Genomic DNA, 26,257 nt, shown 5'->3' with positions numbered 1-26,257 from the left:
AAATGTAGGTGTTGTAAGGCCTATTTTTGGGTATTTGCTTTTGTTAACCAAGCTTGATTCAAATCCTCGAAGTTAATAGGAAATGCTGAGGGCTGATTTTGTAATCGCCCAGAATCAAAAGCACGAGTTAATATTGTTTCTATAAGAAAATCTTCATTCACTTCATAAGGCTGGTATTTAGTTTTTAGATTAATATCAAAAACACGAGCTGTAGTGTTAGCCCAAAAGGCCTTCCATCCATTTTTTAGATCAGTAACTAAATCATATGTGGTAATCCCTGTTTGACGATGTATTAGTTTCACTAATATTTGACCTTGTTTTCTAGAAAGCTTTTTGAGTTTATCCTCAAATTCATTAGTAAGATAGTCTTCCACAATTTTGAAGTACTTCTTTTTCTCCTTGTTTGTTTTCAAATATGACATTCCTTTTCTTAGCGCTACCAATCTTTCAGAAGCAAATTTTGCATAAGGATAGGTTTTATATACTCTATTTTGAAGAATAAGAAACTGTTTTTTATCTTCAAGACTTAAGTTTTGTTTACTAATAATTATCTCGGGTAACAAAATTGTATCACTTAAGATACTGTCATTTTCAATAAGTAACTCTTGAGTAGTTAGCGAATCTTTTTTGATTATTTGTGCTTGCATTAAATTGGAACCTATAAGGAATAGCAAAAAAAGGTAAATTCTGTTCATGATTATTTTTTATGATTCAAAATTAAAAATTTATATGCAAGTCTGATGCCAAATTTATAATTTAGCGAAAAATAATTATTATGAGTTCGAAGTCAATTTTGAATGCCGATTCGTTGGTTTTTTTAGAAAAATATTTAAATAACCCCTCTCCAACAGGATACGAATGGGAAGGTCAAAAAATCTGGATGGATTATTTGCGGCCATTTGTAGATACATTTATCACTGATACGTATGGAACTGCAGTAGGAGTTATCAATCCTGACGCTCCTTTTAAAGTAGTTATAGAAGGTCATGCGGATGAGATAGCTTGGTATGTAAACTATATAACTGAAGATGGTTTGGTTTATGTAATTCGAAATGGAGGTTCAGATCATCAAATTGCTCCTTCAAAACGAGTAAATATTCATACCAAGAAAGGAATAGTAAAAGGTGTTTTTGGTTGGCCTGCGATACATACGCGTCAAAGAGACAAGGAAGAAACTCCTAAAACGAGTAACATTTTTATTGATTTGGGATGTGAAACCAAAGAAGAAGTTGAGAAATTAGGAGTTCATGTGGGCTGTGTGATCACTTATCCCGACGAATTCATGATTATGAATGAAAATAAATTTGTTTGCCGTGCGATTGATAATCGAATGGGAGGATTTATGATAGCAGAGGTTGCTCGATTGTTACATGAAAACAAGAAAAAACTTCCTTTTGGACTTTATATCACCAATGCGGTTCAAGAAGAGGTAGGGTTAAGAGGTGCTGAAATGATAACTCAAACGATACAACCTAATGTTGCCATTGTAACTGATGTTTGCCATGATTCGACAACTCCGATGATTGACAAAAAAATCGAAGGAGAAACCAAAATAGGAAAAGGCCCAGTAATTACCTACGCTCCAGCTGTACAAAACAATCTTAGAGAACTTATTTTGGATACTGCTTCTGAGAAAGGTATTCCATTTCAGCGTTTAGCTTCCTCTCGTGTTACCGGAACAGACACAGATGCTTTTGCTTATAGTAATGGTGGAGTTGCCTCTGCTCTAATTTCGTTACCGCTACGCTATATGCACACTACTGTAGAAATGGTACATCGTGATGATGTTGAACATGTGATTCAATTGATCTATGAAACACTTTTGAAAATTGAAAACAACGAAACGTTTTCGTATTTCAAATAAAGATTTCATAAAAAACTCCGTTAATAACGGAGTTTTTTTTTGATTGAAAAGTAGATCTGCTTATTCTAACGTTGTGCAATAGCAGCCGCTTTATTTAATTGAAGAAAAACAAAAGCTTCTTTTGCATTCGATAATTGAGCGTATTTCATGGCATCAATTCCAAAAGATGTTTTTTCGGAAACTTTAGCCCCTTTAGCAATTAAAAGTTTCATAATTTCCACTTTATTATATCTGGCAGCTATCATTAATGGAGTCAAGCCGTAGGATCTCTCGTTTACCTCGGCACCATACTCAATTAACTTTTTTATAAATTCAATTTCTCCTTTATAAATAGCCACATGAAGTGGGGTTGCCTCTGCATAATCGACAACAACGGAAGCCTCTTTTAATACTACTCTTGCATTTGATGCTGTTACTTTTGTAGTAAAAGCTGACAATGTTACTACTAAACCTAAATAAATGATTGTTTTTTTCATGATGATTGTGATTTTTGATTAATGATTGATGATTGAAATTCTATTCAAATGTACTTATTTTATTGATATATGCATTACAAGGTACTATTTATTAACTAATATTTAACTAATTAGTAAATCCCTGAATTTTAGACACTTCAAAATTAAAACATACTACTACAATAGACGTTATCCAATAGTTATTGTTACATTACTTTAAAAAATTAACTATCATTTCACATTATCCATAGCATAAAAAAAGCCTCATACTTTTAAGATATGAGGCTTGAATCGTAAGAATTAAATCGAACACTATTTCAAATAATTCAAAACATTATTCTCAATACGTTCGTTAATATTTGTAATATCAGCTTTTATGAATTTCTCGCCAATGATATTTTCATACAATTCGATGTAACGTTCAGAAACTGATTCAATGTATTCTTCAGTCATTTCAGGGATTTGTTGTCCTTCTTTACCTTGAAATCCGTTTTCAATCAACCATCGGCGTACAAACTCTTTAGATAATTGTTTTTGTTCTTCTCCTTTATCCTGACGCTCTTGATACCCTTCTAAATAAAAATAGCGAGAAGAATCTGGTGTGTGAATTTCATCAATTAAAACGATTTGTCCCTCTTTGGTTTTACCAAATTCATATTTAGTATCCACTAAAATCAATCCACGACTTGCAGCTATTTCGGTACCTCTTTGAAATAAAGCTCGAGTGTACTTTTCTAGTACCAGATAATCTTCCTCGGTCACAATACCGCTAGACAAGATAGCTTCTCTTGAAATGTCGGCATCATGTTCACCATTATCCGCTTTGGTGGTAGGCGTAATAATAGGTTCCGGAAACTGATCATTTTCCTTTAGGCCTTCTGGCATTGCTACTCCGCAAAGCGTTCTTTTACCCGCAGCATATTCACGAGCCGCATGTCCCGAAAGATAGCCACGAATCACCATTTCTACTTTGAAAGGCGTACACAAATGCCCCACAGCCACACTTGGATCTGGCGTAGCTACTAACCAATTAGGAACTATATCCTTAGTCAACTCCATGAACTTAGTCGCAATTTGATTTAAAATTTGCCCTTTGTAAGGAATGCCTTTTGGTAAAACTACATCAAAAGCTGATAGTCTATCGGTTGCCACCATCACTAAAAGTTCATCATTGATATTATATACCTCCCGAACTTTTCCGCGATAAACAGATTTTTGATTTGGAAAATTAAAATTAGTAGTCGTAATCGTTGTACTCATTGTGTTGTATGTTGTGTGTTTTTTTTAAAGAACGCAAATTTAAAACTATTTCTAGGAGCAAGCAAAGAAAAGCGTTGGTATAATTTACTTACTCTCTTTTTTTTCCGATGGTTGATTCGAACAATTGCAAAATTCTACGGTATTCGTCTACCCATGAATAGGTTTCTCTAAAACCATGAGCTTCTACAGGGAACGAAGCTAGACTCCAGTTTTTCTTTCCTAATTCGATAAATCGTTGAGAAATACGAACGATATCTTTGTATTCTACATTGTCATCTACCATTCCATGAAGCATTAATAAGTTGCCTTCTAACTTATCTGCATAGTAAATAGGAGAACTTTTTTGAAACGCCAAAGGATCTGTTTCAGGGAAATTTAAAATATTACCTGTATACCCATGATTGTAATGAGCCCAATCGGTTACCGAACGTAAGGCCGCTCCCGAAGCAAACTCTTTTGGAGTCGTAAGCATTGCCATCAAAGTAATAAAACCACCATAGGATCCACCATAAATACCTACTCGATTAGGGTCAATTCCGTATTTGTCGACCAATACTTTTTTTCCATCTATTTGATCTGAGAGGTCTTTTCCTCCCATAAAACGATAAATCCCCGTTCTTACATCTCTTCCATATCCATCACTCCCTCTGTAATCAATATCCAAAACAGTATAGCCTAAATCCGTCAATAAATTATGGAACATGTATTCTCTATGGTAATTACTCCAATAATTGTGGGCGTTTTGTAAATATCCCGCGCCATGTACAAAAATTACCGCAGCTGTATTGGATTTCGCCACTTCAGGTTGATACAATCTTGCGTAAACGGAAGTGCCATCTTGTGCTTTATAGGTTATTACTTCCGGTTTTTTCCATTTGTAGCTTTTGAAAGCTTCGGATGCAGAACTTGTAATAGGATTAAGCTTTGCGTTTTTTACATTAGAAGCTAAATACAATTCCCATGGTTTGTCTTTATACGAATATCGAACTAAAAGTGTTGTTTCATCTGGTGACAAACTTACTTCGTGTGCTCCATCGGCTGTCAATATAGGTTGCAAGGCCTTATCACTAACATTCAATTTATAAAATTCACGATTTCCAGGATGCGTGGTATTCGTTGATAGGTAAAATACTTTTTTATCTTTGGACAAGGTTACGTCACGAACCTCCCATTTACCACTAGTCAACTGTGTTTTCTTTTTAGTTTTTAGATTAAAAGTATACAAATGAGAAAATCCAGTCGCTTCAGATTGAAAATAAATAGTTTCATTGTCATACAAAAAGCCTAAACTTCCGGATGTAAATGAATAAGATGGAATCCCCGGACCACCAATCCAAGCCTCATCATGTTGATGTTCTATCTCTTCGAAAGTACCGTTTTCTAAATTGAGGTTCACTAACCAACGATCTTTATTATCTTGGCTTCTGATTTCTACCACAGCCAAAGAACCTGTTTCGTTATACACCGGATCTTGAGCAACAATTAATTTATCTTCTTTCTCTTTCTTTTTTAAATTATCATACAACGCATAATATTCTGGTTGCTCCTTGAGGTGTGATAATTTTGAAAAATTAATCATGTATACGGTATCTTTCGCTACATTATAAATTCCCATTTTAGTATTTACTAAATTTTTGACAGACACTTTCTCTTTCGTATCTGGCGATTGGTTGTAGCCGTCAGCGGTGATGAAAACTTCCATTTTTTCACTTTTATTTTTAGCCTCTTCGGTGAGTCGAAAAGTGGCATATTTCCCATTTGGATTCATTTTAAAAGCTTCCAAATTATCGTCACCATACCAATATTCCTTAGGAAAATCAGATTTTATGGATTTTGCACGATCAGCATTCCATTTCTTTTTAGCTTCTTGGTCCCTAATGAATTGAAAAAGTTCTGTTTGTTGTGTTTTCAAAAATGATATCTCCTCCTCTTTTTTGGGCTTTAAAGTGCCTTTTTTAAAATTAGTCATCTGAATCAAAGTTCCTTCTTTGGTATCAAACTGCATCAAATTTTCATTTTGCTCAAAAAATAATACCCCATCTTTACTTGCTAACTCCAAATTAGCAATAGCGGCAGTAGTTGCATAAAGTTTTTTGGTTGCTTTGTTTTTTATCGAATACGAATAAATAGCGCCTTTATTGGTGTAATAGCCAATGGTCCCATTTTTGTTGAATTTGATATTAAATCTTGAAAAAGCAGCTTCTTCAGGTGTGGCTAGTTTTGGTACTGAAACTCCTTTTTGCCAAAAATACGTACTTGCTCCCCATTCTTTGTTGGGATTCCATTCAAAAAACACTTTTTGCCCGTCTGCGGACCAACGAGGATTTTCAGGTTGCCAACCGATGAAATCATTTCCTTTCATGATTTCTTCCAATTTTAGCGATTGGTTGTAACCCAGAAAAGTAGTTAAAAGTAAAAAAAGGGGCCATTTGTTTTGTAACATTTATTCTTGTTTTTTAATTAATTCTAAAAATCCTTCGCCGTTGTTGTTGATTGAATTGATAAATTCTGCTTCAGTCACACCGTTTAAAATTTTAATATTTTCAATGGATGTTACATAAAATCCTGTTTCTGTGATGGAATTAGAATTCATCTGATATATAACTGCTTCCCCCTTATCATTTTTTTCTTTTAAAAATGCTGGAAACCAACTTCCATGATGTTGATACAAAACTGGAATTTTGGGAGGCGTAATCGGTGTTTCTTCTTTTTTATCCTCCTTAATTAATTTTTGCTTTGCCATTTCTTTATGTTTTTCATAGCCTGGAATGAAAATTTTAAGTTTCTCATCAATGGAGTCACTTATACGTTTAAAAAAACTGAGACGAACTAGAAAACCACAAACCATTAAAAAGGAAAAAAGTAAAATGACACCGAAAATATTAGCCATGTTTTTGCCTAAAAAATTTTCTAAACCAAAATACTTTGCCATACCGCTACCAAACTTGGCAAAAAAAACAAATGTTTTTTGAATAATCATCATCAAAACATAAAGGGGCAATAAAAACAGCACACCTGCTATTGTATTATTTTTCACATTATTCCAAAATTTTTCCATAAGTATAAAAATTAGTTATATAGATTATTCAATATTTCAAAAAAAGTTGTGTTTCATTTTCTTTAAAAAAAAAATCATCTCATTTAGATAATGAGCAACTGCATCTTCTTCATTCGAGCCAATTACTTCAAGGTGTCGTAATTGATCTTTTAAATTTTGAGGCGCATTTTGCATCACCAAACCTTTGGCCACTGCTTGTAACATTTTTTCATCATTAAAACCGTCTCCAAAAGCAATGGTTTGATCAAAAGTAAGGGATTCCCTTACTAAAATTTTAGCAATAGCCATACTTTTATCAATTGATTTGTCCATAAATTCAAGACAAAAAGGCAAACTAAACGCGAAAGAAAGAGCATCAGAATGCGTTTTCATAATCGCCTCTTTTAAGGTGACTAATACATCATGGTCATCATGCGTAAAAAAAAGTTTGATGGCACTAAAATCTTTTAATTTTTTAAAATCAACTACTCGGGGTGGGTAAGATAAATCTTTTTGAAAACTACTAATTTTTTGGTTGGTTTTAGAAGTCAACCATTCTGTTTCTTTGAACAATACTGCTGTTATATTTGGGTCGATCTGTAAATCAAATACTGATTGTATAATTTGGCTATCAATAGTAAGAGAAAAAAGAAGTGTTTCGTCAGGACAATGAATTCTGGCACCGTTCGAAGTCACAAGATAAAAAGGGATTTCCAATTCATTTACAATGGCTTTTGCATCCAAATGATGTCGACCCGTAGCAATTATAATTTTGTATCCTTGAAGGTGTAACTTTTTAAATACTTTTTTAGTAAAAGGCGTAATTTGATGGTTCGCATTCAATAAGGTCCCATCTAAATCAGAAATTATTACTTTAATTGGTTGTTGGTTGTCTCTCTTCATTTTTTTTCCTGCGCTCATTACTTTTATAATTTAAAACATAAAGCGAAAAGAAAAACCTGGCAGGTTCACTCTTTTCGCTGAATTAACTAAAACTAATTTTTTTAATCATTATTCTCTATCTGCTTGTAGGCATCGATTACTTTTTTCACTAATCGATGACGGACAATATCTTTGTCATCTAAATAAATAATGCCAATTCCTTCTATATCTTTTAAGACCAATAAGGCTTCTTTTAGTCCAGAAATAGTTCTTCTAGGTAAATCTACTTGTCCGGGATCCCCTGTAATCATGAATTTTGCACATTTACCCATACGCGTTAAAAACATTTTCATCTGAGAATGTGTGGTGTTTTGTGCTTCATCCAAAATTACGAAAGCATGATCTAAAGTTCGGCCCCTCATGAAAGCCAAAGGAGCAATTTGAATAATCCCTTTGGTAATAAAGTCTTCTAACTTTTCATTTGGAATCATATCACGCAAAGCATCATAAAGCGGTTGCATGTACGGATCCAATTTTTCTTTCATATCACCAGGCAAGAAGCCCAGATTTTCTCCAGCTTCTACTGCAGGTCGAGTTAAAATTATTCTTTTGACTTGTTTTTCTTTTAAGGCTTTCACGGCCATGGCTACCCCTGTATATGTTTTGCCCGTACCTGCAGGTCCGACAGCAAAAACCATATCGTTTTTATGTAACGTATCTACCAACAATTGTTGGTTTGGAGTCATAGCCTTAATGATTTTCCCCCCTACTCCATGTACTAAAATCTTATCGTAATCTAGATTTTTCTTATGTTCATCATTATCATTCAAGATGACCCTTTCAATCACATTTAGGTCAATTGTATTGTAACGAGAAAAATGTAACATGAGTCTTTGAAACTGTTTTTCAAACTCGTCCAAGACCTCTTTTTCGCCAAAAGCTTTTAAAGTTGATCCACGTGCTACGATTTTAAGTTTAGGGTAATACTTCTTAATCAATTCAAGATGAGAATCTTGCGTTCCCCAAAATTCTTTTGGAGCAATATCGTTTAGCTCAATGGTTCTTTCGTTCAAAATGGAGTGGTTTTTAATTAAAAAATAATCGCTTAAATTAGTAGCTTTGCAACTCTCAAATTTAATAAAAATAGCTTTTCATTGCCCTAAATAGTTATAAACAAAATTATGTCAATAATTACTCTTACTACCGATTATGGATTGAAAGACTACTTTGTGGGCGCACTAAAGGGAAAGCTATTAACGATTAATCCAGAATGTAAAGTAGTAGATATTTCACACGATATTGATCCTTTTAACATTGTGGAAGCTAGCTACATTTTAAATGCAGCTTACAGTAGTTTTCCAAAGGGAACCGTGCATTTAATTGGTGTCGACATTGAATTGACCAAAGAGAATCAGCATATAGCCATAGAGTGGAACGATCATTTCTTCATCGCTGCCGATAATGGTATCTTGAGTATGCTATGTCAAAAAATTATTCCGCAAAAAATGGTTGCCATCAATATTCATGATCGATTACACGAAGGTGCAACAGATTTGGAAGTTTTTGTGCAAGTTGCCAGCCATTTGGCAAACGGAGGTTCATTAAATGTTATTGGTAAAGAAATCATATCAATAAAAGAAGTGACAGAAATGAAAGTCAACCTTAATGATCAAGGTAACCAACTTTCGGGCTGTGTTATCTATATAGATCATTTTGGCAATGTGGTCAGTAACATTACGAAAAAACACTTTATTGAAGCTGGTAAAGGGCGTTCTTTTGAGATTTTATTAAAGTCAAAAAGTATTAAATCTATAGTTCCAAAATACTCCGCAATTGCCACTTCTAATAAATTTCCTCCTAAATATTTCGAGGGTGATAAGTTAGCTTTATTCAATGAAGCTGGCTATTTGGAGATTGCTATCTACCGAAGTAATCCTTCAAAAGTTGGATCCGCACACAGCTTACTAGGTTTGAATTATAGAGATCCTATAACGGTTATTTTTACTTAATACTTAAATCACATTAACTTCAAAATAGTATCATGTTTGTACGAATTGTAAAATTGAGTTTTCATCCAGAACACATTACAGTTTTCTTAGACAATTTTAACGTAATGAAAGACCAAATTCGTCAAGCTCCAGGGAATCGTTTGTTGGAATTATATCAAGATAAGATGAATGAAAATGTGTTTTTTACTTACAGTTATTGGGAAACAGAAGCTGATCTTGAAAACTACAGAAAGTCTGCCTTATTTAATGAAGTATGGACGTTTACTAAGCAGCTATTTAATGATAAACCTGAAGCTTGGAGTGTAGACAAATTAATAAGTTTGCCGTAATTTTTGATGCAATACTAAATAAATAAAACTTTTCAAATTACATAAAAAATGAAATCTATTATCATTAGAGAAATAAAATCCTTTTTTGGATCGCCCGTTGGCTATTTGGTCATCGCACTATTTTTACTCCTGAATGGACTTTTCCTTTGGGTTTTTGAAGGAGAATACAACATTCTTACCTCTGGATTTGCAGATTTAACACCTTTCTTCACTTTAGCACCTTGGATTCTCCTTTTTCTAATTCCTGCCGTTACCATGCGAAGTTTTTCAGATGAAAGAAAACAAGGTACCTTAGAATTATTATTAACGAAACCTTTGAATATTTGGGAAATTGCTGGTGGTAAATTTTTTGGAGCATTTTCACTTATAGTTATCGCAATTTTACCCACTTTTTTATATGTCTTTATTATTTCAAGCCTTGGATTCCCCGAAGGCAATATTGACATGGGCAGCACTATTGGCTCTTATTTCGGATTACTATTCTTGATTGGAGGATATACTGCCATTGGTATCTTTACTTCTACTCTTTCAGAAAATCAGATTGTAGCCTTCATCATTGCCGTTTTCCTATGCTTTGTTTTTTATTTTGGATTTGAAGGATTGTCCCGCGTTTTTAAAGGATGGAGTGCATATATCACTTATTTTGGTATGCAAGATCATTTTAAAAGTATGAGCCGAGGCGTTTTGGATACGAGGGACATAAGTTATTTTACAAGTATCACGGTTTTATTTTTATCCCTTACTGTATTTAACCTAAAATCTTTTAAAGCGTAATGAAAGTCTCCCAAAAAAATAACTATACTCAATTATTCTATACCATTGCAATCGTTTTGACATTGCAAATCATCGGTACTTTTTTCTTCTATCGATTAGATTTAACTAAGGATAAAAGATATACCCTATCCACTACTTCATTAAGTATAGTAAAAGAAGTAAAAAATCCTTTAGCTATCAAAGTATATATGGGAGGTGAATTACCCGCAGAATTCAAGCGTTTACAACTAGAAACCAAACAAATTATAGAAGAATTCCAAGCCTACAACAACCAAATTGTCGTTGAATTTGTAGATCCAATGGAAAATGAAGAAGAAAGTATGGATCTTCTCAAGGACTTATACAAAAAAGGGTTAACACCCATAAATATAACTGTAGATGACAAAGGAAAACAATCACAAGCTATGGTGTTTCCTTGGGCTATTGCTGCATATGACGGCAAAGAAGTGGCAATTCCATTGTTAAAAAATCAAATGGGAACTTCTACTACTCAGAAAGTAATAGGATCTGTACAACATTTAGAATATTCTTTTTCAGATGCTTTTAGTAAAATATCCAAAGACAAACAAAAAAAAGTGGCTATCCTTAAAGGTAATGGTGAACTAAAAGAAGCTTTTATTGCTAAATTTTTATTACAAATAAGAGAGCGTTATTTTATTGCTCCTTTTACCCTTGACTCAATAGCAAAAGATCCCGCAGGAAGTTTAACAGCCTTAAAAAAATATGACTTAGCTATAATTGCAAAACCTACCGAAGCCTTTAGTGAAAGCGAAAAACAAGTATTGGATCAATACCTGATGAATGGAGGTAAAACCATTTGGCTTTTAGACCAAGTAGTGGCTGAGATCGATAGTTTATACAATCCATCTGGCGCAAATCTAGCCTTTCCAAGAGATTTGAATATTAATGATATGTTGTTTAAATATGGTGTCAGAATCAATCCTGATCTTGTTAAAGATGAACAAGGAAGTCCAATACAGTTAGCTTCTGGTGAACCCGGAAGTGCTACTCGTTTTCAACAATTCAATTGGAAATATGCTCCTTTAGTGACTCCAACAAGCAAACATCCCATCGTAAAAAATCTAGGAGGTATCAAACTCGATTTTACCAATTCTATTGATACTTTAAAAAATGGAATAAACAAAACAATTCTTTTACAGTCCTCACCCTATTCCAAACGAATCGGTACGCCTACCGAAATTAACTTGTCGATGGTATCAGAAACGACTACTCCAGAGGATTATCCAAATACAGGAAATATTCCTGTAGCCATTTTGTTAGAAGGTTCATTTAGTTCTGCTTTTGAAAATAGAATTCAAGCTTTTGAGCAAAGTAATTTTAAAAACAAAAGTAATCCTACAAAAATGATAATTGTTTCTGATGGTGATATCTTGCGTAATCAACTTGACAAAAATGAGCTACCAGTAGAACTAGGTTATGACCAACGTTCTGGCAATCTTTATGACAACAAAGATTTTTTAATGAATTGTGTTAATTTTTTACTAGACGACAACGGACTTATCAACATTAGAAGTAAAGATTTAGACCTCCCATTATTAGATAAAGAAAAAGTATATTCAGAATACACTTTTATTCAAATACTAACAATTGGGCTTCCAATTCTTATTTTAGGTGTTTTTGGTCTAGTATTTACGTATCTTCGCAAACGAAAATATGCCCAATAAGTGTTAATAAAAAAAATATAAAACTAAACTAGTTTACAATATATTTGTAGTTAGGTATTCTAGCCTAGTCGAAATAGAATCCAATAAAATAAAACCATACCCATGAAATTTATAGTATCGAGTTCGTACTTATTAAAACAATTGCAAGTCTTAGGAAGCGTAATTAACAGTAGTAATACCTTACCTATTTTGGATAATTTTTTATTTGAATTAGACAATAATCAATTAACTGTTTCTGCCTCTGATTTAGAAACAACAATGTCGGCTTCTTTGGTAATTGATTCTACAAGTGTTGGCAGCGTTGCAGTACCAGCAAAATTACTTCTTGAAATTCTAAAAACATTCCCAGAACAACCGCTGACTTTTACAGTTGAAGATAATAATACTATTGAAATTAGCTCTAATTCTGGAAAATATGCCTTAGCCTACGCCTCAGGAGACGAATTTCCTAAAGCTATGCAATTGGACGAACCTTCAGTAACTTTAGTTCCAGCAGATGTGTTAGCTACCGCTATTAGCAAAACTATTTTTGCCGCTGGAAATGATGATTTAAGACCCGTGATGTCTGGAGTATTTTTTCAGTTTTCACCTGAAGGATTGATATTTGTCGCTACTGATGCTCATAAATTGGTAAAATATGCTCGTACTGATGTAACTGCCTCAGAAGTAGCAGATTTTATTATGCCTAAAAAGCCATTGACTATTTTAAAAAATATACTTTCCACATCGGATGCTGAGGTTAAAATAGAATACAACACTAGTAATGCTACTTTCTCCTTTGACAACTATAACTTGTTGTGCCGTTTGATCGATGGAAAATATCCTAACTATGAAGCCGTAATTCCAAAAGAAAATCCTAACAAGTTAGTGATAGACCGTAGTCTTTTCTTAAGCTCAGTGCGTCGTGTGGCTATTTTTTCAAATAAAACAACACATCAAATTCGTTTAAAAATCGCAGGTGCAGAGCTGAATGTTTCAGCTGAAGATATTGATTATTCCAACAAAGCCGAAGAACGTTTGACTTGTGACTATCAAGGTGACGACATGCAAATTGGATACAATTCGAGATTCTTAACCGAAATGTTGACCAATCTTCAATCTGATATGATTATGCTAGAAATGTCTTTACCTAATCGTGCGGGAATTTTAACGCCTGTTGATGGTTTAGAAGAAGGAGAGACAGTTACCATGCTAGTAATGCCGGTAATGCTAAATAGCTAATCCACTATTTATTCAACCAACCAAAATACTTTATCAAAGTCCGTAATTCCATATTGAATTACGGACTTTTTTTTGGGAGCAGAAAGAATGGGGATTTCTAGAAACATCGTCCCGCTCTACGTTACAATCTTTGCTGCCGAACCCCGGCAACAAAGGATTTCCACTGCGATCGGGGCTAAAAGGAAAGATTTAGCTTCTTTGGCAGCACTTAAAGAAGCTGTTATTTAGTTTACAGAATCTGCAAAGTTTTAAGACCTAGTTGGTCTCATTCCTGCAATCATTATCAATAAAATACCTACAAGGTCAAAAAAAAAAAAGACCTTGAAGGAAATCATAACAGAAATTGATGGTACTCTACACGACCTGCAAGGTTTTCAAAACCTTGTAGGTCTTACTCATTATTATAATTCCGAAATACCTACGAGGTCAAAAAAAAACCTTGCAGGGAATCCAGAAAAAAACTATTGATTAAATGACTCCCATCTTTTTCATCAAAAAAGTAGCGCTCTTATTTTGACAAATTCCATCTCGCAATTGATAATCAAAATGCAACTCATCATTTTTAATTTCGACTTCGAAACATTTATTAGTCAAAATATTTGAAAAATCGTGGGTTGTCAAACAAACCTCAATATCGTGGGTTGCAATCGCGCCAATGGCTTTTTTGGCAATTACTTTTTTGACCACCTCAATCGTTCCGCTGCGCTTGTCATCGGAATTCGTGCCCCGCAAAATTTCATCCAATAAAACAAAGGCAGGACTTTCGTCCAATCCATCCATAATTTGTTTGAGTCGCTTGATCTCGGCAAAAAAGTAGGATTCACTATCCGATAACGAATCCGACAATCGCATAGATACCAAGACTGGTAAAGGATGTACATTCGCTTGTGTGGCGCAAACAGGGGCTCCCATTCCTGCCAAAACCATATTGACTCCCAAACTTCGCAAAAAAGTACTTTTGCCAGACATGTTAGAACCTGTCAAAATCAAGAACGATTGCGGCTGAAAATTCACCGTATTCCCTACTCTAGTTTTGGGATTCAAAAGCGGATGGCTCAGGTTTTCAAAAGCAATTTTATGCTCATTATTCAACTTTGGAAATGCAAAATCAGGATTATTGAATGAAAAATTGGCCAAACTATTGAGCATTTCAAATTCGCCAATTACTGACAAGCTTTGATCTAAATTGATGGCATGATTTTTTTTCCAATTCACTACTCCAAGCAAAATATGAATGTTATACAAGAAAAAACCATTGAATAATACAGCAGTTAATAAATTGCTAGTGCTGTCCATTTTTGAGAACAAATCAGATAATTGTTTCAACTGAAGACTTACTTTGTAATTTTCATGAACTAATTGTTGTTGTAGATGAATGTTTTTGTGACTACTAAATTTTTCATTTTCAATTTTTTCAATTAGTAAGCTGTAATTGTAGACAATTGCATTAATTTCCGATGAATGGGCAGTTTCAGACAAAATACGCTTTAGAAAAATGCCCGAAACTCCCAGATTAATCATAAATAAAAGTCCGAAAGACTTAGCTAAAACCAAACTGGAGGTCAAGCCATAACTTATACCTAAAATTGCTAAAATAACGGGAGAAACAAAAGCAAAAATAACGGCCAATTTTGGCACTGGATTACTATTGAATACGCTCCAACGCAAGAGTTTTTGATACATGGCTTCGCTATCTTTCCCAACTTTGGCGGTAGCCAAAAAAGTTTGGCGCCACTCTAATTTTTCACGTAGCTCCTTGATTGCTTCCTGAATTTGTTCAATTGCTGTTGCCGAATTTACTTTTAACAAATGAGAAGCTAAGATTTTTTTTCCCATGAATGTTCCGGTGCGATTCAGACTTTGGAATAAAGACTGTTGACCAAAAATATCCAAATCATAAGCATACGGATGATGAAAATCATTATACTCGATTCCATCTTCAAAAGGACTGTTTTTACGTTCTAAAAAATCAATTTCATCAGCATTTATGGCCACTAAAGTTTGGGCGATTTTCTTTTGATACGTTACGCGAGTATGCCAACGCATTAAAACAAAAAAAGCGGCAACGGCTAAAAGACCTAAAAAGACTAAGCTATTACTATCGTTTTTTTGATACCCATAAATAGCCAAAATCAATACTAAAATAGCCGCTAAGCGCCCAAGGCTAATGCGATTGTAGTGTAGTTGCAATTGTTTTACTTGAGCTTCGTAAAGTGCTTTTTTTTGTCTGTAAATTTCCATTGGATTATTGTAGTATGAAAGGCAAATATAAGTGTTTTCAAAAGTTATGAAAGCAGAAAAAAGACACAGATTGACACAGATTAATCATTGCGTGCTGCGTGGTGAAAAAACTTTAAATTACAATAATTAATCGTGTGCAGGTATGCGTGAGGGATTGAAGTGGAGCTCTTTTTTTATCCCTTTTTTCAAGGGATAAAAAAAAGCGGGAACGTAAAGCCCGACCCGACCTACTGAGCTTGTCGAAGTATTGGGAGGGGCACGCCCAAAGTAAAATTAGTATTTTTAACCGCTATCGTCTCTCGATTCAATGCTTACTTTTCGTCACTTTGTAGTGCCAAAATAGGGATTTCTGAATAATCTGAAAATTTTCGGGTGAGACTCGGATTAAATAATTCAACAAAAAAATTGCGTTTGTAAGTTACCATTGCCAGAACATCAATGCTTTTTTGAGATACAAAATCGAGGATAGTCCCTTGTACATCCTCTAAAGGAAGAATTGTAAATTGAACCGGTTCGTTAGCAAATTGAGTTTCCCATTCTTGGATGGTAGCTTGTTTTACATCGGATTGATTTGTTTTTACGTATAAACATTTTACTTCAGCATTTGTTTTTTTAGCGATTGTGCAAATCAATTGTAAGGCATTTTTATCTTTTTCTCTAAATTTAGTAGTGAATCCTATAGTTTTTATTTTTTTGTAAGGAGCTACGAGAGGTACACTTAAAACGGGAACGGAAACTGAACTTATCACTGAACCGGTGTTTGTCCCTATAAAAAATGTTTCCCAACCATTTGCTCCAGCTGTTCCCATCACTACAAAATTGATATTTTCTTCTTTGATCACAGTTTGGATAGTGGTCACTAAATCGCCGTCCATCAAACGATGTGTAATTTTTATATGACCTAGTTTTTCTTTTTCAGCAATGGCATGTAGCATTGGAATTTGCTCTTTAAAGACATCAAATTCTGCTAATTGTAAGGATTCATAAATAGTGTAATAATTGAGTGGTGTAAACTGACCATCAACGACCGGTAACTGAAAGGTGTGTAGTAGCACCAACTCACCTTGAACTACATCGGCTAAGTGTAGCGCATGAACAAAAGCATTAGTGGCTACATCGGAAAAATCTGTTGGAAATAATATCTTTTTCATGACTTTTGGTTTAAAGTACTGCTAAAATTATAAAATGTTTAGCCTTTATCGCCTGATATTTATCAGTTTACCAAATATTTAACTATGAGATACCGAAACAATCACAAGTAGCAGTATGGCAGGGCATTCGCGCATAAAAAAAGTAAGCCACGAATTACACCTATTGTTACTAATGGTCATCGAAATTAAAAATCGAACGTCACGAATTCCGTCAACTTTAAAAATTCGCGTCTTTAAAACATAATATTTAAGGTTTATTAGTGCAGTAGTAGCAGGAATTTTAGAAAGTGAATGCCCTGAGTGGCGAAGTAAATTGAAAAGCCGATACTTTTCCATACTTTTGTATTTAAATTGTCACCTCCTATGATTCCAAACGATTCTATAGTTGCTTTAGCTACTCCCTCGGGTGCTGGAGCTATTGCCATCATTCGTATTTCTGGTCAAGATGCCATTCAAATTGGGCATTCTGTTTTTCGTTCTATCAAAAACAAAGACTTGACTACCCAAAAAACACATACGCTGCATTTGGGACATATTATGGATGGAGAAAAGACCTTGGACCAAGTATTGGTTTCGATTTTTAAAGGACCTAATTCTTACACGGGAGAAAATACGATTGAAATTTCATGTCATGGTTCTACGTATATTCAGCAACAAATTATTCAGTTGTTATTGCGTAAAGGTTGTAGAATGGCTGATGCCGGTGAATTTACGCTAAGAGCCTTTTTGAATGGAAAATTGGATTTATCCCAAGCCGAAGCCGTTGCCGATTTGATTTCGTCAGACAACGAAGCGAGCCACCAAATTGCAATGCAGCAAATGCGCGGAGGTTTCTCTAACGAAATTGCTAAACTACGCGAAGAACTGTTGAACTTTGCCTCACTAATCGAATTGGAATTGGATTTTGCCGAAGAAGATGTAGAATTTGCTGACAGAACTCAATTTCACGAATTGGTCAACCGAATTGAATTTGTATTGAAACGTTTGATTGATTCTTTTGCAGTAGGAAATGTAATCAAAAACGGAATTCCAGTGGCTATTGTTGGCGAACCGAATGTTGGAAAATCGACTTTATTGAATGCAATACTTAACGAAGAACGCGCTATTGTGTCTGAAATTGCGGGTACCACTCGTGATACTATCGAAGACGAATTGGTCATTGGCGGCATTGGTTTTCGATTTATCGACACGGCCGGAATTCGAGAAACGAAAGACTATGTGGAAAGCATTGGCATCCAAAAGACTTTTGAAAAAATAGAACAAGCGCAAGTCGTAATTTATTTAAGCCCAGTAACCCCAAAAGGTGGAATTTTGGATAACGTGAAATTGGAACTTGAAAAAATAAAAAATCAGTATCCGTTAAAACCTTTGGTGGTGATCATGAATAAAAAAGATTTATTATCCGAAAATGAAATTCAAAACATTCAAAATCAAATTCCAAATATCCTTTTAATTTCCGCTAAAAATAAAGAAGGTATCGAGGATTTAAAGCATCAATTGCTTTCATATGTTAACACTGGTGCTTTGCGTAATAACGAAACAATAGTCACAAATACAAGACATTATGATTCGTTACTTAAAGCTTTAGAAGAAATAAAAAAGGTAAAATTTGGACTGGAAACGAATTTATCTAGTGACCTTATGGCTTTGGATATTCGTGAAGCTTTGTACCAATTTGGACTCATTACAGGTCAAGTTACGAATGACGAATTACTGGGGAATATCTTTGCTAATTTTTGTATCGGCAAGTAAATACCCAAAACTTCACAAGAAAAGCCAAATCATAACACAGTTTAACCCTTGAATTTCAAGGGTTTTTTATTTTCACAATTTTTCATGTCGTGGTTTGAATTATTTTTTTTTATGCTTTTTTGTACCTCCAGTGTACCTCGTCCATTTTTTTTATTAAATTTACATTAAGACTGGACAGATTATGTCCCTTATTTACCCTTAATTCTATTTATGTCCTAATATTTCTAACTATTATAATAAAAAATGAGCTCCAATTTAAGCGTAAATCGTGTTTGTGAATACTGCAAAAATACATTTGTAGCCAAGACAACGCGCACTAGATTTTGCTCACCTATTTGCAATGGAAGAAACAATAAGATGATCATTCGGAATTTAAAAATTAAAGAAAGTGATTTAGATACTTTATCAAAATCAAATGATACACAAACCCAAAAAATTGAAGAAATAAAAGGAAGAGATTTTTTGACGGTTAAAGATGCTTCCCTACTATTGAATATTTCGACAAAAACCCTTTACCGATTAATTGAAAGAAAGGAAATCAATTCCTTTACTTTTTCACCACGAAAAACATTAATCAGAAGAAAAGATATTGATTCCTATTTTGATAAGAATCTAAAAGAATTAGAAAGCAGCAAAAAAACAGTTGAGATTGATATTAATCTTGACAATTCATATACCATTCAAGAAGTACAGGAAAAGTACAATATTTCGAATGGTGCACTTTATAATTTGATTATTCGATTTAAAATACCTAAGAAAAAACAAGGTAAATATACTTTGGTGAGAAGAGAAGATATTGATTCCATTTTCAATTAAATAAAAAATCATGGCAAATGTAACCCTCCGAAAAAAAGCGTTAGCAAATAATAAGTCGAGTTTATACTTAGACTACTTTCCTCCTATTATTAATCCTAAAACAGGAAAAGAATCAAGAAGAGAATTTTTAGGGCTACAGCTATTTGAAAAACCAAAGAACGATATTGAAAAAAGCCACAACAAATCCACCTTAGAATTTGCTGAATTGATACGATCCAAAAGACTTACTCAGATTAAAGAGAAAGAATATGGATTTAAAGAAAACATCATTTACAATAAAGACTTCATTGAATATTATGCTTCAATAGTAGATGAATACCTTAACATAGGGAGCAGATCAAATTATAGTACTTGGAATACTTCATTGAATTATTTTAAAGTTTTCGCTGGAAACAAATTACAAGCTAACTTACTAGATCAAAACCATGTTAAGAAATACAGAGCATTTTTACTTGAGACAAAAAACTTAAGAACACAAAAAAAGAAGCTATCAAGAAATACTGCAGCCGCCTATTACAAAAATTTTATTTTCATTCTAAAAAAGGCATATAAGGACAAAATAATAGAACATAATCTTGCTGCCGATGCGGATTACATAAAAGAAGAAGAAACGTATCGAGAATACTTATCCGAAAAAGAATTGGAGAAACTATGGAATACGGAATGTAGTTTTACAAAATTAAAACACATGGCACTTTTTTCAGCTTTGACTGGATTACGATTTGTAGACATTAAAACTTTACCGTTTTGCAATATCTATTCCGATATCCATCAGGGACATTACATTAAAGTACGAGAGCAGAAGACAGGTAATTTATACAATCATCCTATATCTGAAAATGTGCTAAACATTATCAACTTACAAACCAAGGAAAATGAATTTGTATTTGGTACTATTGCATATACAGAAATAACAAAACCTTTGAAAAATTGGCTCTCTGACGCTGGAATAACCAAGAAAATTTCTTTCCACAACTTTAGACACACCTACGCCACTTTACAATTAGCCAACGGAACAGATATTTACACGGTTTCAAAACTTTTGGGTCACAAAAATGTTTCGACTACACAAATTTATACCAAGATAATGGACAAAAACAAAATAGTTGCCGCTAACCGTATCAAACTGAATTTAAATGAAATATAAAACCACTTATGATTATTTCTATAATAAAACGTATTCTTTAGGTGAAAAAATGATACAAAATTCCCTAATAGAAGCTAAAAAAAACTCAAGAAGTTTTGCGTTTACCTTAGAGCAGATTAACAAAAAAAACAATGAATTAATTGTAAATAACTGCAAGATAAAATCTAGTAAATATCTGATTGAATTAGAGAAAGTATTTAAAAAAAGCTTATCTACTTATTCTGAAAACAGCATTGCACTTACACTCCAAAATGAGGTATTAACGGCATTTAAAAAACTAAAATCTTCCGAAATTCCTGCAGACTATACCTTTAAAAAATTTAGTGCAGATCTTGGAATTTTGCAAGGAATCAACGATGTAGATTATCGATTTTGTGAACAAATGGACTATTTTAAAACAAAATACGAATGCAATCAACTAAGTGATTTTTCCATTGCAGCCATACAATCTGAATTGGTTTCAATTGCTCCTTCTTTAGATTTTGAGCAACATAATGAAGTAAAGCATGCGAAAATCAAAAACTCAGGAACCACCTCACTTCCAAATAATTTAACATCAGAAGAAAAAGCTTTTTTGTTTTACATCCTTTGCAAAGCATTGAGCGAACCAAAAACCGAACCCTCTAGCGAAGGTTTTAATTTACCTTACACAGAATTAATCCGATTGAATACAATCATCGATTTTAAAGATAAATTCTGTTTTGAAAACAATTATAGAGATTCAAACAATTATAAAATTTTAACCAAAGGAATTGAATTTTTCCCCAATACGGAAAGAATAGCTTTTTTAAACATATTGATTGAAAAATTAAATGATTTACTACTCCCGAAGACTACAAAATATATCAAAGAATTACTTAATAAAGAGTACAATAAACAGCTAAAACGCTAAACCATATCTAAACAATAGAAAACAGAACCTACTTTTCTCCACAAGAAAATAACTAAAACCCAAATGAGATTACTATCTAATCCTCATTTGGGTTTTCTTTTTCTATAAAAAAAAGCTCGGAAAGCTTGAATTTATTGGCTTTTTTTTCAAACCAAAAACTACACTACTTACCACACGAAAATCCACAAGTCATTATCCCCAAATTTGAATCATGGAAAATCAACAAATCTACATGATCACAGAAGCAGGAATAAAAGTACTGACGGATCAAATTACGGAGAAAATTTTAAAAGCTATTCAACCCTCAAACACTTCTGACGAGGATGCTTTTTTATCAATTGAAGAAACCGCAAAAATTGTAAATCTTACTAAAGCAACAATTTATGGTTTAACACACCAAAAGGTAATTCCTTATCATAAAAGAGGAAAACGACTTTACTTCTTAAAATCTGAAATTTTGCAATGGATTAGAAACGGCAAAACAGAATCTAAATCAGAATTAGAACTTCGTGCCGATGCCTATTTATCAAAAAGACGTCTTTTTTAACCTTATTAAAAAATGAAACTCAAAAAAAACACAAAGAAAAAGCTTTGCAAAAAGGTAACTTCGTTAGAGAAGAATACGCTTCAATTTCTTATTTCCAACTTAAAGCAACGATTTTACTTGATTCATAATCTTCCAGAAAAACCAAATGGAACTAAACCCTATTTTGATTTAAAAACCAAAAATGTTATGTATTTAAATCCAATTACTAAATATGAAAATCAATGATATTAAAGATGCTATTGATAGTATTACTTTAACTAAAAAAGAAGTGGCAACACAGCAATTACATCAAATTATTTCCTTACTTCCTATGGAAATAAGGAATTTAATTTATGATGCTTTTGTACATCAAAGGATACCCAAGGAATATTTATTGAGTTCCATTTTGTTTGCTTTTAGCAATGCCATTGGGTTATCCTTTTCAATAAATGCAATGGGATATACCAATTACTCTAATTTATATTTTGCCATTGTAGGAAGTAGAGGCGATAGTAAATCTCCTGCCATGGATTTAGCAACTGCACCACTCCATAAAAATGATGACAAAAATTACCAAGAAGCGAAGAAAAATAAATTGGAGGACCCGAGCAACAATTGTTTTAGAAAGCAATTGTTTTTACAAGACGCAACGATAGAATCGGCCTTATATGTACATCATAAAAACCCCTATTCCATTGGTATCTTCATTGACGAACTTTACTATTTAGTACAAAAAATGGCCAATAAGAATAGTAACGAAGGATCTGCATGGCGCACCTTTTTTTTACAAGGAAACACCAATAAGCATATTGACATTTCCAGAAAAACAACCGAAAGTTACCGAATCGAAAAATCGTATCCCACCTTAATGGGGTCCATTCAAAACCAGTTTGTTCCGCAACTTTTTGCCGACGGAAACCTTGAAAGTGGCTTGATTGATCGCTTTTTGTTCACCACAAAATTAACCTGTAATACTAAACTATCCATCAACAAAATATCGGACATTACTATTGACAGATACGCGACTTTACTTCTAAACGTATTACAATATAGAAATGAAATTGAAGCCACTACTGAGATTAATTGTATTACACTAAAACTAAATGAAGCAGCTGAAAAAAGAATGTTTGACTATTCGCAATCCTTGATAAATGAACAAAATATCCTTTCAGATTATAGCCGAGAGTACCTTGCCAAAATGCTAATAAACATTCATAAAATCACTCTTTTGGTCCATTTGATTGAGAATGCCTCTACTAGCGATTTCAACAAGCCTATTCTTGAAACTACTTTGGAAACTGCGATTGAAATCAATGCGTTCTATTTTACTAATTTCAAAATTATACTAGAAGAAAACATTTCTAATTCAACAAAGAAACCCTCCATAGAAGAGATTATCAAATTAGCTATAAATAATGGGGCTACTCAAAAAGATGTAGTGGCTATATCTGGCTTGGATAAATCTACCATTTCAAGAAAATGGAATAAAGTAGTCAACAACATGCAACTAACAACACCACCATAATACTTTGAAAACCCTAGTAAAATTAGGACTTAGCAAAAACACTAGCCTTAATTGCAAGTTGCATTTAAAAATTATCATTATGCTCAAAAAAATAGCTCTTCATCTGAAATTTGATCCCAAGCGAGATTTTAAATTAAAAACGCCATGTTGCCAACGCAATAATAAAGACGGTAAGTTTTCCAATTATCTCAATTTACCCCCACAATTTGGGTACTGCCATTCGTGCGGAAAAACTAGCCTTCCTCCTACTCGATATGAAAATGAACAGGGCAATGAATACATTTGGAATGACCTTTCGAATCAATTTGACCCTATTGCAATGCCTTTGCAAAAGAATTCAACTTCCTTTGCAAAAGAAGTTGATTCCGTTGCAAAGGAAGTCGGTTTTGTTGCAAAAAAGCAAGAAAACGTTGCGGCTGTTTTGCAAATTTCGAAATACATTCCAGAAAGTCTTATTTGGAGCTACTTTCATACAACTCCCGAAAACAATTTATTGCAATACCTTTGCAAAGTGTATGGCAAAACAAAAATGGAAGATGCCAAAACAACTTACGTTATAGGGACAACTCACGATGGCGGAACTGTATTCTGGAATATTAATGCTGAATTAAAAGTGCAAAAAGCCAAAATTTGTTACTATGATGAAAACGGAAAAAGAAGCAAAATCTTCAAAGTTCCTTACAAAAACGAAGACGGATATTACTCTTGTTTGTTCGGTGCACACCTCCTCAATGATCAATTAAAAGGCAAAAAAAACATACTACTTGTAGAAAGTGAAAAAACCGCTATTGTTGGTTACCTGCACTTTCCAGAGTACATTTGGTTAGCTTATGGCGGGCTCAATGGTCTTACCGAAAACAAACTACAACCATTAATTGGTCATACCGTAATCATCATTCCTGATTGTAGCGAAAATGCTGTTCAAGTCATTTCTAATAAAATCCCTACTCTGATTTCACTTGGAATCAATGCCAAAATTTGGGACATGACCGAAGGCAAAACCGATGCGGAATTGAAAAGTGAAGGCATTTACAACAATGATCTTGAGGATGTGTTTAGGAAATTTGTGCAATGAAGCACCTCATTATTTATTAATGCACATAATACTATCCATGACCTCCTTTTTCTTATAATAAATTCTATTTCCCAAACCATAACTAGTCAGTCTACCACTCTTAGTATGTTTCCAAAGGGAGGTTTCATTTATTTTTAGCAATTCGCAAGTTTCGGCTCTAGAAAGTAATCTTTCCCCATCAATACCTGCAGAAGCCTTTACTTGCTCTAGTTCTTTCTGAATAGCATCTAATTTTTCTAAAATTATTTCGAATGGATTTTCCATTTTTAATATAATTAAGATTAATGACAATAGCATGACCTACAATTGGTTTCAAACGATAAATATAAAAAGCTAATAACCTATGATTCAGAAATCAATGGTTGAAAAGACTTTTATATTTCCACTTTTTTTATTTAGCGTCCAATATATCATCTGGTCTGTTGATCAATGGATCAAGCCAATCCGCTTTATCCGTTGCCCAATTTATCCATTCTTGTTTTTCTTGAGTTAGGTTATTAGTATTTATTGCATGTTGCTTTTCAGCATCAATATAATTTCTAATTAATAGCGCTTTGTTATATTGTTCCGAGAGTGCAACCAAATTGTTGAAATTTTTAATTTCTTCTTCCTTACGTTTTTTTATTTTCTCCTTACGTTCTAATTCTGCATCATATTGTAATCTCCATAAACGCGATGCCTCCTGTTGTTTTTTCTCTTCTTGAGCATAAATTTCAAGTTTTGCAAGTATCCTTGCTAGTATTTCTTCAAGTTTAACCTTTCCGTCTCGCCACTCTTTTTCTCCCGAGTACTTACCTATTTTAAGTATAAATTCTCCTGTTGGAACATATTCTGAAAAACTATGTTCTGTTGTGGCAGGTACTCTTTTCGTTGCTTCCCTGAGGTCAAATTCAATGTAAATCCCATCGATTAAAACACAAGTTTGGTAATTATCTTTTGCAATAGTATGACCTCTATAACGTAACAACTTGGTAAAGGCATCCATAAAACACAATGCCCTTTCGCGATGCTTATCACCTACCCTTATTGGATAACGCAACTTTTTATATTTATCATAAAACACATTACATTTACTTTCAGCCCAATACTCCTTGGTCTGCACAGTTAACAGGTCTGGTTTATTAATTTTATTAGGAACCACTAAAGGAGCCTTGGGATCATTTTCGATTTCTTTGGTTCTTATGGTCAAAGGGGTTTGGTCCACGTTTACAGAATTCCCTTCTTCTCTTATCGTTAAAATAATTTTATCTACACCGCCAAAGACAGGATTAAACATTGTTTTGTTGATCTTTTTATTGAATTTTAGCTTCATCCAATATCCTCCATCCGGCATGGGGATTTCAAATTGTTTACACAGTTTTTTTATTCCATCAGTTGAAAGTGCATATTCTTGAATGAGCTTTGATACTGGCGTAGTCCATACTTTATCGTATAATTCTTTTCTAGTTAATTCAATAGTTTTCATAAGGTTAACTCTTTAAAAGACAGAATTAAAGATACAAAATGTTGACTAAAAACGAATTAATCAATTTGAATTAAACGATAAACAAATAGTTAAAATATTTTATTGAATTTTGGTTTCTGCTGGGGTCATATTTATCTGGACTTGTAATCTT

At 33.5% G+C, this 26,257-nt stretch carries 26 protein-coding genes; 14 read left to right on the top strand and 12 right to left on the bottom strand.

Annotation, left to right across the window (positions count from 1 at the left end; genetic code table 11):
• Positions 1–20: 20 nt before the first annotated feature.
• On the bottom strand, positions 21–695 hold the full coding sequence (locus ACSVH7_RS14435; protein ID WP_438067391.1) for a DUF4294 domain-containing protein: 675 nt from the start codon (positions 693–695) through the stop codon (positions 21–23).
• Between the two features lie 80 nt (positions 696–775).
• Between ACSVH7_RS14435 and ACSVH7_RS14430 the strand changes: the two genes are divergently transcribed.
• Positions 776–1,864 carry a M42 family metallopeptidase gene (locus ACSVH7_RS14430; protein WP_438067390.1) on the top strand — a complete coding sequence of 363 codons (1,089 nt, stop codon included), beginning with the start codon at positions 776–778 and terminating at the stop codon, positions 1,862–1,864.
• Positions 1,865–1,929: 65 nt separating this feature from the next.
• On the opposite strand, the gene ACSVH7_RS14425 is transcribed toward ACSVH7_RS14430, so the two are convergent.
• The 6 genes from ACSVH7_RS14425 to ACSVH7_RS14400 form a co-directional block, all read right to left on the bottom strand.
• Positions 1,930–2,340 carry an ankyrin repeat domain-containing protein gene (locus ACSVH7_RS14425; protein WP_438067389.1) on the bottom strand — a complete coding sequence of 137 codons (411 nt, stop codon included), beginning with the start codon at positions 2,338–2,340 and terminating at the stop codon, positions 1,930–1,932.
• Positions 2,341–2,631: 291 nt separating this feature from the next.
• Positions 2,632–3,579 (bottom strand): phosphoribosylaminoimidazolesuccinocarboxamide synthase, encoded by a 948-nt coding sequence (locus ACSVH7_RS14420; RefSeq protein ID WP_438067388.1) that lies wholly within the window; start codon positions 3,577–3,579, stop codon positions 2,632–2,634.
• Positions 3,580–3,667: 88 nt separating this feature from the next.
• Positions 3,668–6,022, bottom strand: a complete 2,355-nt coding sequence (locus ACSVH7_RS14415) for a prolyl oligopeptidase family serine peptidase (protein WP_438067387.1) — start codon at positions 6,020–6,022, stop codon at positions 3,668–3,670.
• Positions 6,023–6,637, bottom strand: coding sequence for a hypothetical protein (locus ACSVH7_RS14410; protein ID WP_438067386.1), 615 nt, complete (start codon positions 6,635–6,637; stop codon positions 6,023–6,025).
• A 36-nt stretch (positions 6,638–6,673) separates the two neighbouring features.
• Positions 6,674–7,537, bottom strand: a complete 864-nt coding sequence (locus tag ACSVH7_RS14405) for a Cof-type HAD-IIB family hydrolase (RefSeq protein ID WP_438067385.1) — start codon at positions 7,535–7,537, stop codon at positions 6,674–6,676.
• Between the two features lie 83 nt (positions 7,538–7,620).
• Positions 7,621–8,571: a PhoH family protein gene (locus ACSVH7_RS14400; protein WP_438067384.1), complete on the bottom strand. Its 951-nt coding sequence runs from the start codon at positions 8,569–8,571 to the stop codon at positions 7,621–7,623.
• Between the two features lie 108 nt (positions 8,572–8,679).
• Here ACSVH7_RS14400 and ACSVH7_RS14395 point away from each other — a divergent pair, with 108 nt between their 5' ends.
• The 5 genes from ACSVH7_RS14395 to dnaN all read left to right on the top strand — a co-directional run bounded on the left by ACSVH7_RS14395 (position 8,680) and on the right by dnaN (position 13,516).
• Positions 8,680–9,507 carry an SAM hydrolase/SAM-dependent halogenase family protein gene (locus ACSVH7_RS14395; protein ID WP_438067383.1) on the top strand — a complete coding sequence of 276 codons (828 nt, stop codon included), beginning with the start codon at positions 8,680–8,682 and terminating at the stop codon, positions 9,505–9,507.
• Between the two features lie 32 nt (positions 9,508–9,539).
• The gene (locus tag ACSVH7_RS14390; protein WP_438067382.1) at positions 9,540–9,836 is read left to right on the top strand and encodes a putative quinol monooxygenase; all 297 of its coding nucleotides are present in this window, start codon (positions 9,540–9,542) and stop codon (positions 9,834–9,836) included.
• Positions 9,837–9,884: 48 nt separating this feature from the next.
• Positions 9,885–10,610 carry a gliding motility-associated ABC transporter permease subunit GldF gene (gldF, locus tag ACSVH7_RS14385; protein ID WP_438067381.1) on the top strand — a complete coding sequence of 242 codons (726 nt, stop codon included), beginning with the start codon at positions 9,885–9,887 and terminating at the stop codon, positions 10,608–10,610.
• Entirely contained in the window at positions 10,610–12,295 is a 1,686-nt protein-coding gene (gene gldG / locus ACSVH7_RS14380; protein WP_438067380.1) for a gliding motility-associated ABC transporter substrate-binding protein GldG, read from the top strand. The genes gldF and gldG overlap by 1 nt, the downstream gene beginning before the upstream one ends.
• Before the next feature lie 102 nt (positions 12,296–12,397).
• Positions 12,398–13,516, top strand: a complete 1,119-nt coding sequence (dnaN, locus tag ACSVH7_RS14375) for a DNA polymerase III subunit beta (RefSeq protein ID WP_438067379.1) — start codon at positions 12,398–12,400, stop codon at positions 13,514–13,516.
• Between the two features lie 468 nt (positions 13,517–13,984).
• Here the strand turns inward: dnaN and ACSVH7_RS14370 are convergent, their stop codons facing one another.
• The 3 genes from ACSVH7_RS14370 to ACSVH7_RS14360 form a co-directional block, all read right to left on the bottom strand.
• Complete coding sequence (locus tag ACSVH7_RS14370; RefSeq protein WP_438067378.1) at positions 13,985–15,757, bottom strand: MutS-related protein; 1,773 nt, start codon at positions 15,755–15,757, stop codon at positions 13,985–13,987.
• 311 nt (positions 15,758–16,068) lie between these two features.
• Positions 16,069–16,908 carry a universal stress protein gene (locus ACSVH7_RS14365; protein WP_438067376.1) on the bottom strand — a complete coding sequence of 280 codons (840 nt, stop codon included), beginning with the start codon at positions 16,906–16,908 and terminating at the stop codon, positions 16,069–16,071.
• Positions 16,909–16,986: 78 nt separating this feature from the next.
• Positions 16,987–17,244, bottom strand: a complete 258-nt coding sequence (locus ACSVH7_RS14360; protein ID WP_438067375.1) for a hypothetical protein — start codon at positions 17,242–17,244, stop codon at positions 16,987–16,989.
• A 27-nt stretch (positions 17,245–17,271) separates the two neighbouring features.
• On the opposite strand from ACSVH7_RS14360, the gene mnmE reads away from it, so the two are divergent.
• The 8 genes from mnmE (at position 17,272) to ACSVH7_RS14320 (ending at position 24,641) form a co-directional block, all read left to right on the top strand.
• Entirely contained in the window at positions 17,272–18,660 is a 1,389-nt protein-coding gene (gene mnmE / locus ACSVH7_RS14355; protein ID WP_438067374.1) for a tRNA uridine-5-carboxymethylaminomethyl(34) synthesis GTPase MnmE, read from the top strand.
• Between the two features lie 243 nt (positions 18,661–18,903).
• Positions 18,904–19,476: a helix-turn-helix domain-containing protein gene (locus tag ACSVH7_RS14350; protein WP_438067373.1), complete on the top strand. Its 573-nt coding sequence runs from the start codon at positions 18,904–18,906 to the stop codon at positions 19,474–19,476.
• A 10-nt stretch (positions 19,477–19,486) separates the two neighbouring features.
• The gene (locus tag ACSVH7_RS14345) at positions 19,487–20,623 is read left to right on the top strand and encodes a tyrosine-type recombinase/integrase (protein WP_438067372.1); all 1,137 of its coding nucleotides are present in this window, start codon (positions 19,487–19,489) and stop codon (positions 20,621–20,623) included.
• Positions 20,613–21,515, top strand: a complete 903-nt coding sequence (locus ACSVH7_RS14340; protein ID WP_438067371.1) for a hypothetical protein — start codon at positions 20,613–20,615, stop codon at positions 21,513–21,515. Before ACSVH7_RS14345 ends, ACSVH7_RS14340 begins: the two co-directional genes overlap by 11 nt.
• Before the next feature lie 211 nt (positions 21,516–21,726).
• Positions 21,727–22,062 carry a helix-turn-helix domain-containing protein gene (locus ACSVH7_RS14335; RefSeq protein WP_315146244.1) on the top strand — a complete coding sequence of 112 codons (336 nt, stop codon included), beginning with the start codon at positions 21,727–21,729 and terminating at the stop codon, positions 22,060–22,062.
• A 12-nt stretch (positions 22,063–22,074) separates the two neighbouring features.
• Positions 22,075–22,287: a hypothetical protein gene (locus ACSVH7_RS14330; protein ID WP_438067370.1), complete on the top strand. Its 213-nt coding sequence runs from the start codon at positions 22,075–22,077 to the stop codon at positions 22,285–22,287.
• Complete coding sequence (locus ACSVH7_RS14325; protein ID WP_438067369.1) at positions 22,274–23,566, top strand: DUF3987 domain-containing protein; 1,293 nt, start codon at positions 22,274–22,276, stop codon at positions 23,564–23,566. The genes ACSVH7_RS14330 and ACSVH7_RS14325 overlap by 14 nt, the downstream gene beginning before the upstream one ends.
• Positions 23,567–23,645: 79 nt before the next feature.
• The gene (locus tag ACSVH7_RS14320) at positions 23,646–24,641 is read left to right on the top strand and encodes a DUF6371 domain-containing protein (RefSeq protein WP_438067368.1); all 996 of its coding nucleotides are present in this window, start codon (positions 23,646–23,648) and stop codon (positions 24,639–24,641) included.
• Positions 24,642–24,650: 9 nt separating this feature from the next.
• On the opposite strand, the gene ACSVH7_RS14315 is transcribed toward ACSVH7_RS14320, so the two are convergent.
• Positions 24,651–24,905 (bottom strand): helix-turn-helix domain-containing protein, encoded by a 255-nt coding sequence (locus ACSVH7_RS14315; RefSeq protein WP_315146231.1) that lies wholly within the window; start codon positions 24,903–24,905, stop codon positions 24,651–24,653.
• 127 nt (positions 24,906–25,032) lie between these two features.
• Positions 25,033–26,106, bottom strand: coding sequence for a hypothetical protein (locus ACSVH7_RS14310; protein WP_438067367.1), 1,074 nt, complete (start codon positions 26,104–26,106; stop codon positions 25,033–25,035).
• Between the last annotated feature and the right edge of the window lie 151 nt (positions 26,107–26,257).

This window comes from Flavobacterium sp. TSSA_36, from assembly GCF_051547165.1.
GTDB lineage: Bacteria > Bacteroidota > Bacteroidia > Flavobacteriales > Flavobacteriaceae > Flavobacterium.
The sequence above is the reverse complement of the archived record's forward strand: the minus strand, read 5'-3'. Positions and strand labels throughout refer to the sequence as shown.